Source organism: Thermoanaerobaculia bacterium (assembly GCA_018057705.1).
Taxonomy (GTDB): Bacteria; Acidobacteriota; Thermoanaerobaculia; order Multivoradales; family JAGPDF01; genus JAGPDF01.
Map to the genome: position 1 here is coordinate 1 of JAGPDF010000125.1, position 7,428 is coordinate 7,428.

General features: G+C 69.9%; 3 protein-coding genes. All 3 read right to left on the reverse strand.

Annotation, left to right across the window (positions count from 1 at the left end; all coding sequences use genetic code 11):
- A partial coding sequence (locus KBI44_20640) for a hypothetical protein (GenBank protein ID MBP9146891.1) occupies positions 1-2,765 on the reverse strand: 2,765 nt, incomplete at its 3' end.
- 120 nt (positions 2,766-2,885) lie between these two features.
- Positions 2,886-5,675, reverse strand: coding sequence for a hypothetical protein (locus KBI44_20645; protein MBP9146892.1), 2,790 nt, complete (start codon positions 5,673-5,675; stop codon positions 2,886-2,888).
- 175 nt (positions 5,676-5,850) lie between these two features.
- Complete coding sequence (locus tag KBI44_20650; protein MBP9146893.1) at positions 5,851-7,302, reverse strand: hypothetical protein; 1,452 nt, start codon at positions 7,300-7,302, stop codon at positions 5,851-5,853.
- Positions 7,303-7,428: the final 126 nt, after the last annotated feature.

Genomic DNA, 7,428 nt, shown 5'->3' on the forward strand with positions numbered 1-7,428 from the left:
GACCAGGCCGAAGTGTCGTTGCTCTCGAAGCCGTCGTCGAAGAGGAGAGCACCGATGGCATAGAGCTCTTCGCCGCTGCCGTCGTCGGCCGCGAAGTAGAGATAGTCGCCGCTCTCGACGAGGCGGCTGCCGGCGTTCTGGGAGCCGTCGCCGCCAGGCTTCGAGGAGCGCCCGCCGGGACGCAGATCCGCGGCGCGCCGGGTGCGCTGCGGCGTGCCGTCGGTCACCCAGAGCTCGCAGCCCGCCGCTTCGTCGCAGGCGCGGAAGAAGAGATCGTCGCCGACCACCTTGAGGAAGCGTGGATCACCGCTGCGAACTCCGGGGAAGATGTCCCTGAAGAGCTGCGTGCCGGCGCTCGTGCCGTCGCTCGTCCAGAGCTCGCAGCCGGTCGCCGGCTCGCAGGCGCCGAAGAAGAGCTTGCCGTCGAAGGCGACCGGTGACTGGATCCCGGAGCTCGCAGCGCCAGGCAAGATGTCCAGGACGAGCACCGTCGTCGCCGCCGAGCCGCCGGTCTTAAAGAGCTCGCGACCGTGCGCTGGGGTCTCCGCGAGGAAGAAAGTGGTGCCGCCGGCGACGACGAAGTCGCTCGGGTTGCTGTCGTTGCTCCCTGGGTAGAGATCTCCCAGCGAGACTTCGGTAAACGTCGCTCCGGTGTCGACCGACATCCACGGTTCGCGCCCCGCGGCATTGGTGTGCGCCGAGACGAAGGCGACGAAGCCGTTGACGAGCTGGATGTCGGGGAACGAGGAAGCCGTTCCTGCCGCGAAATTGGAGACCAACTGGAAACTCCCGGGGGCGCCCGTCGAGGTGAACAACTCCCGTCCGGCGGCGGCGGTTTCGGCGGAGAAGAGGATGCCGCCGCCGAACGGACCGCTGTTCCGGAGGTCGGACGGAAACCCGCTGGCGCTTCCGGCGCCCATTTCGGCCACGATCTCGGTGTCGGCCGCGAAGCCCTGCGAGCGCCAGAGCTCGCTCCCGGAGGCCGGGGTGAAGGCGCCGAAGAAGAGCGCCCCGCCGGCCTCGGTGAGCTCGAACGGTTGCGACCCACCGGTGCCGGGGTTGATGTCCTCGACCAGCACGGCCCCGCCGATCGTCTTCTTCCACAGCTCCTGCCCCTCGGTTCCATTGGCCGAGAAGAAGAGGCGGGTTCCGGCGATCGTGAACTCCCTGGGTTCCGACCCGTTCGCACCGGGCTTGATGTCGAGCACCAGCTCGGTCGTCGCCGCGCTGCCTTCGCTCACCCAAGGCTCCCTGCCGTGGACGCCGTCGTCGGCGCGGAAGATCAGCGTTCCGAACGAATCGTAGAGCTCTTCGGTCTGGCTCCCGGTCTGCGGCACCGGCGTCGGGTCGACCAGTGGCAGCGTTCCCGCGGGGGTGCCGTCCGAGATCCAGAGCTCTTGATCGTCCGGCGACGGCGAGGCCATCAGCACGAGCTTGCCGCCGGCCACGCCGATCATCTGGGGGCTACCGTTCTCGCCTCCTGGCTGGATGTCCTCGAGGAGGATCGTGCCAGGGGCGGTGCCGTCGGTCGCGAAGAGCTCGAAGCCGGCCGCCGTGGTCGAGGCGCGGAACAGCACGCGCGCGCCGACCGTGCGAAAGTCGGCGGGGGACGAGCCGTCGCCTCCCGGCTCGAGGTCGGCGAGGAGCGACGTTCCGGCGGCGGTGCCGTCGCTCCTCCACGGCTCCGCGCCGTTCACCCCGTCGGCGAGGTTGAAGACGAGGGCCCCACCCAGCACGGCGAAGCCCTCGTCGGAGACGCTGATCCCGCCCGGGCCGGCGGCGATCTCCTCGACCAGGAAGGTGCCGGCGGCGGTGCCGTCCGAACGGTGAAGCTCGGGGCCGAGGACGCCGTCGTCGGCTTCGAAGAGGACGATCGAGCCGAGCGCCATCAACCTCGCGGCATTCGAGTCGCCGGCGGGGTTCAGGTCCTCGACCATCACCGTGCCGGCGTCCGTGCCGTTCGACTTCCACAACTCGTAGCCGTGGGTGCCGTCGTCGGCGCCGAAGAAGAGCGTCGCTCCGGCGGCGACGAGATCGAACGGGTTGCCGTCGGTCGCGCCGGGGCGGATGTCCTTCACCAGCACCGTCCCTCCCGGAGTGCCGTCGGACCTCCAGAGCTCGAGGCCGTTGACGCCGTCATCGGCGGAGAAGAAGAGCGTGCTCCCCACGACGGTCAGCTCGCGTGGATCGGAGCCGGGCGCGCCGGGCGCGATGTTCTTGACCAGCGTCGTGCCGCCCGGCGTGCCGTCGGAGCGCCAGAGCTCGAGACCGTTCGTGCCGTCGCTGGCGGTGAACAGGACGCTTGCTCCGAGCGCGACGATCTCCTCGATCTGCGACCCCTGCGGCCCGGGCCGGATGTCGGCGAGCCGGAGCGTGCCCGCCGCCGTGCCGTCGGAGCGCCAGAGCTCCTGTCCGGCGGCGGGATCGCTGTACTCGAAGAAGACGAACCCGCCGGCCGCGGTGGCGAGCTCGACATCGCTCGCTGAACCCGGAGTGGGAATGGCGATCGATACTGTGCCGCCGGCGGTGCCGTTGGATCTCCAGAGCTGCCCTTCGACGTTGTCGCGGACCCCGAAATAGAGCTGGCCGCCGAGCAGTGCCCCGGGTGGGGAGTCGAGATTGTCGCCGTTCAGAACGTTGTCGGGGTTGATGTCGGCGACGCGAAACCCCTGCGCCTCCGCTGCAGGCGGTGTCGCGCACGCGGCGGCGACAAAGACGGCTGCGGTGGCTGCGGCGGCCGCGGTGTAAGAGCGCTGGATTCGCATCTCGACCCTCCTGTTGTGAATCGTTGTGCGGAATCTGACGCCGATCCGGCGGCCTGTCGCCTGACGCGGGTCGGAAGCGACTCCTCACCTTAGTCAGGGGTCGCATTGCGGCGCGCGCCATCAGGGCACGGTCAGCGACCAGGCCGTGGTGTCGGTGCTCTCGAAGCCGTCGTCGAAGAGGAAGAGCGGCATCGCCCAGAGCTCGCGGCCGGAGCCGTCGGTCGCCGAGAAGTACAACCGCCCGCCGACGGCGACGAGCGGGTCGGTCTGACTGCTTGCGACTTCCGCGCTCGGATTCGAGGAGGCCGGCCCCGGCGCGATGTCGGCGAGGCGGCGGGTGCGCGCCGGGGTGCCGTCCGACACCCAGAGCTCGCAGCCCGCGGCCTCGTCACAGGCCGAGAAGTAGAGGTCGTCCCCCGCGACGACGAGGTACTGTGGGTTGCCGCTCCCCGAACCGGGAAGGATGTCTTTGAACCGCTGGGTGCCGGCGAGCGTGCCGTCGCTCGTCCATAGCTCGCAACCTGCCGTTGGATCGCAGGCGCGGAAGAAGAGCCGGCCGTCGAACGCCAGGAGCTCGGCGGGGTCGGAGTCGCCGAGACCCGGAAAGATGTCCTTCAAGCGGCTGGTGGTCGCGGCGCTGCCGCCGGTCGTCCACAGCTCGCGTCCGGAGGCGCTGTCCTCGGCGCTGAAGAACGTCGCTCCAGCGGCCGGCGTGAACTCTTGCGGGACGCTCCCCGGCGCTCCCGGGTTGAGGTCGCCCAGCGAGGCGGTGAAGTAATTTCCGGCCACGTCGGCGATGAGCCACGGCTCGAAGCCGGCCGCCGCGGTCCGGGCGGCGAAGACCGCCACCAGGCCGGAATAGTGGATCCCGAACGGCGACGATGAGGCGCTACCCGCCTCGATCTGGTCGACGAGATCGACGTTACCGACCGCGCCGGTCGTCGTGTAGAGCTCGGCGCCGCCCGTGGTGGTGAAGGCCGAGAAGCCGATGCCGCGGCCGAAGCTGCCGCTCTCACGGATCTCGCTCGGGCCGCTCCCGCCCGAACCCGGCTCGAGGTTCACGATCATCTCCGTGGTGGCGGCCGTGCCCTGGGATCGCCAGAGCTCGCTGCCGTTCGTACCGTCGTCGGCCCGGAAGTAGAGGATGCCGTCGATGACCGCCAGGCTGTCGGGGAAGGAGCTGCTGGAGCCGGGGCGGATGTCCTCGACCAGCAGCGAGGTGCCCGGCGAGCCGAGGGTCTTCCAGACCTCGCGGCCGGTGGCGGACTGCGCGGTGAAGTAGGTCGTGCTCCCGGCGCTGACGAACTGCGTCGGGTCGGAGCCGCTGCCGCCGGCGGTGATGTCCGCGAGCAGGGAGGTCGCGACTGCGGTGCCGTTGCTTCTCCAGGGCTCGCGTCCGTTCAAGCCGTCGTCGGCGGAGAAGAGGAGTTGCCCGTCAGCGGCGGCGAGCTCGAACGGATTGCTGGTCGTCTCTGCGAACGGTGTCGGGTCGACGAGCGGCACCGTGCCGGCGAAGGTGCCGTCAGTGCGCCAGATCTCCGTGTCCAGCGATGCCGGCCGGAGAGTGAGGAGGGCGAAGCCGCCGGCGACGCCGAAGGCCGCGGGATTGCTGCTCCCGGCTCCGGGAACGATGTCGCGGATCAGCACGGTGCCGGCCACCGTACCGTCGCTCTTCCAGAGCTCGCCCCCCTCGGCGGGGGTGTTGGCGGTGAGAAGCACCTGCGAGCCCAGGACGAAGAGATCGGCGGGATAGCCGTCGCCCGGACCCGGATCGAAGTCGCGCAGCAGGAACGTGCCGGGAGCGGTGCCGTCGGTGCGCCAGAGCTCGGCACCGATGAGGCCGTCGTTGAGATGCATCAGGACCGCCCCTCCGACGACGACCATGTAGCTCTCGTCGATGTCGATCCCGTCGGCCCCCGGAGCGAGCTCCGCGATGAGCGCGGTGCCAGGCGCGGTGCCGTCGGATCTCCAGAGCTCGGCTCCGGTGGCACCGTCGTCGGCGCTGAAGATGAGCGTCGTGGCGTTCAAGGCGATCAGGTCGTCCGGGAAGGAGTCGGCCGCGCCCGGACCGATGTTCTCGACCAGCACGGTGCCCGCGGAGGTGCCGTTCGACTTCCAGAGCTCGTAGCCGTTGGTTGCGTCCTCGGCGGTGAAGAACAGGGTCGAGCCGACAGCGGTCAGTTGGTCGCCGCTCGAGCCGGTGGGACCGGCGAAGATGTCCTTCACCAGCGTCGTGCCGGCCGCGCTGCCGTCCGATTTCCAGAGCTCGTCGCCGTTCGTGCCGTCGTTGGCGATGAACATCAGCGTGGCTCCGAGGGCGGTCAGCCCGGAGGGGCTCGAGGAGCCGGACCCCGGCGCGATGTCTTTCACCAGCACGGTGCCGACGACGGTGCCATCCGATTTCCAGAGCTCTTGCCCGAGGGCCGCATTCGTCGCCACGAAGAACAGGGTCGAGCCGGCTGCACGGAGCTGATGCACGTTCGAATCCGCCGGGCCTGGGTTCACGTCGCTGAGACGAACGGTCCCGGCGGCGGTGCCGTCGGTGCGCCAGAGCTCCCTGCCGAAGCCCGCGTCCTCGGCGGAGAAGTAAGCGAACGAACCGATCCGGGTCATGCTTTCGAGCAGGCCGATCTGCAAACCGGGCGCGACGTTTCGGACGAGCTGGGTCCCCGCGGGCGTGCCGTTCGAGCTCCAGAGCTGAGCGCGGTCTTCGTCGGTCGAGAGCCCGAAGTAGTGCGTCGAGCCGATCGTGACACCCGCCCGGATCCCCAGGGGATCGTTCTCGACGTCGATCGTATTGATGTCCTCGACGAGAAAGGCCTGGCCGCCGGCGCTGGAAGACAGGAAAACGGACAGCAGCAGCGCCAGAACGACCTCGATCAGACCTGTGAAGCGAGACGAGACGAACATGCGACCCCCCTTGTCGATGAGCTGAGGGAACGCTAGTCGGCCTCCGCCGTGAGCGCGTCTCCCCCCGGTAGGGTCCGGGGCCTGACTTTGGACAGGTCTGCGCTGGGAGGTGCCAGCCGATTTTCCGGCCGGCTCCGCTTCGCAGGACCCCTCGGCGTCCAGGAAACGTCGCCCGTCAGGGTGACGGAGCGACTTTCTCGAGCAGCGCGCCAAATCGCGGATCGGCGCGCAGGCTGACGAGGTCCTCGTCCCTGGCGATGATGGCGCGCGGCCCGAAGCCAAGGGCGATTGTCTGACCGAGACGCTCGAACGCTGCGTCGCTTTGCCCGGCGCGGGCGTGGGCGCAAGCGAGGTTGTAGATCACCGTGCGATGTACGGCAGCGGCCTGCGGGAGCGCTGCTGTCGCGGCGACCGCCCCTTCCCAGATCCGGATCGCCGTCGCCATGTCGCCGCGCTGCATCGCCGGCACGCCGAGCTGGTTGTAGACGAACCCAGGACTGGCGCCGGCCTCCACCGCACGCGCGAGCTCGGCGAAGCCCTCGTCGAGCTCATCCGTGCGCACCAATGCCTGGCCGAGGTTGAGGTGCACCTGCGCGCTGTCCTCACCGAGCGCGATCGCCTGCCGCAGCACCGGAATCGCCGCCACGCTCTCGCCGCCGCGCGCGAGCACGGATCCGAGTGCGGTCACCACCTCGCGGCTTCCGGGTTCCGCTTTCAGCATGGCGCGCAGCGCCGTTCCGGCCGCCGCCCAATCCTGGCCGTAGGTCGCGGTAAGCGCCTGACGAGCGAGATCGGGCACGGGTCCGGCAGGAGGCGGCGTCACCAGGCGGTCGACCAGCCAGGCGATGGTCTGCTTCACCACTCGCCTCGACTCGACGCTTTCGTCGAGCGCGTCGAAGGCATGGGGGAGGGTCGGCGCCTCGACCATCGTCCACGGCGCGGCCTCCGTCACCGCCTGCGCGAAGAGCCCACGGATGCCCTCCTTGATCATTGGACTGTCGCGGCCGGCGAGGACGTAGAAGACCGGCAAGTCGGTTCGCAACTGCGGCGCCGGCGAGTGTCCGTAGTAGAGAACCGCTGCCGCGACTTCGGGCCGGGGTTCTGCATGCAGCCATGGCAGCGCCAGGCTGACGTTGGCGGAGCAGGCCCAGATCGCGAGCCGCGCCGGGTCGATCCCGAGCTCCGCGCCGTGGCGGCGCAGGTGCTCGAAGAGCGCGGTCAGACTCGCGCTGCTGTCGGCTGCATCGCTCTGGTAGACCACTCCAGCGATACCGTGCGCGGCCGCGAGGCGCGCCCAGTCGCGATAGATCTGCCACTCCTGGAAAGGCGCCCCCGTCACGTTCACGAAAACCAGCGCCGGAACGGTGCCAGTGCCCGCCGCCCCTGCGGTCGCCGGCGGCCGGTAGAGATCGAACCGGCGCTCGCCGTGGCCGAAAGCGAGGCCGCTCTCGACGTTCACCTCCGCCATCGCCGGCACCGTCCAGACGACGCCGTACTTCGTGACATCGAGCGAGCCGAGCGGTGAAGTGGCCGAGGCCGGCGCCGCCGCTCCTGCGAAGGCGGCGCTCCCGGCAACCAGGAGGAGGGCGGTCCAGCGGGTGCGGCGGCTCGCGTCAGGGGTTCGCATGCCTTCGCATACGCCGGGAGGCGCCCGGAGTTGCACGGAAAGGCGGGGGCGCGCCTTCCGTTCGCTCCCCGCGATGAGGCAAGATTCGGGCGTGCCATCCGCAGCGCGCGAGGAATCTCAGGCCGG

Coding starts and splice junctions, on each gene's coding strand:
- KBI44_20645 (MBP9146892.1), bottom strand. CDS start 5,675: ATGTTCGTCTCGTCTCGCTTCACAGGTCTGATCGAGGTCGTTCTGGCG.
- KBI44_20650 (MBP9146893.1), bottom strand. CDS start 7,302: ATGCGAACCCCTGACGCGAGCCGCCGCACCCGCTGGACCGCCCTCCTC.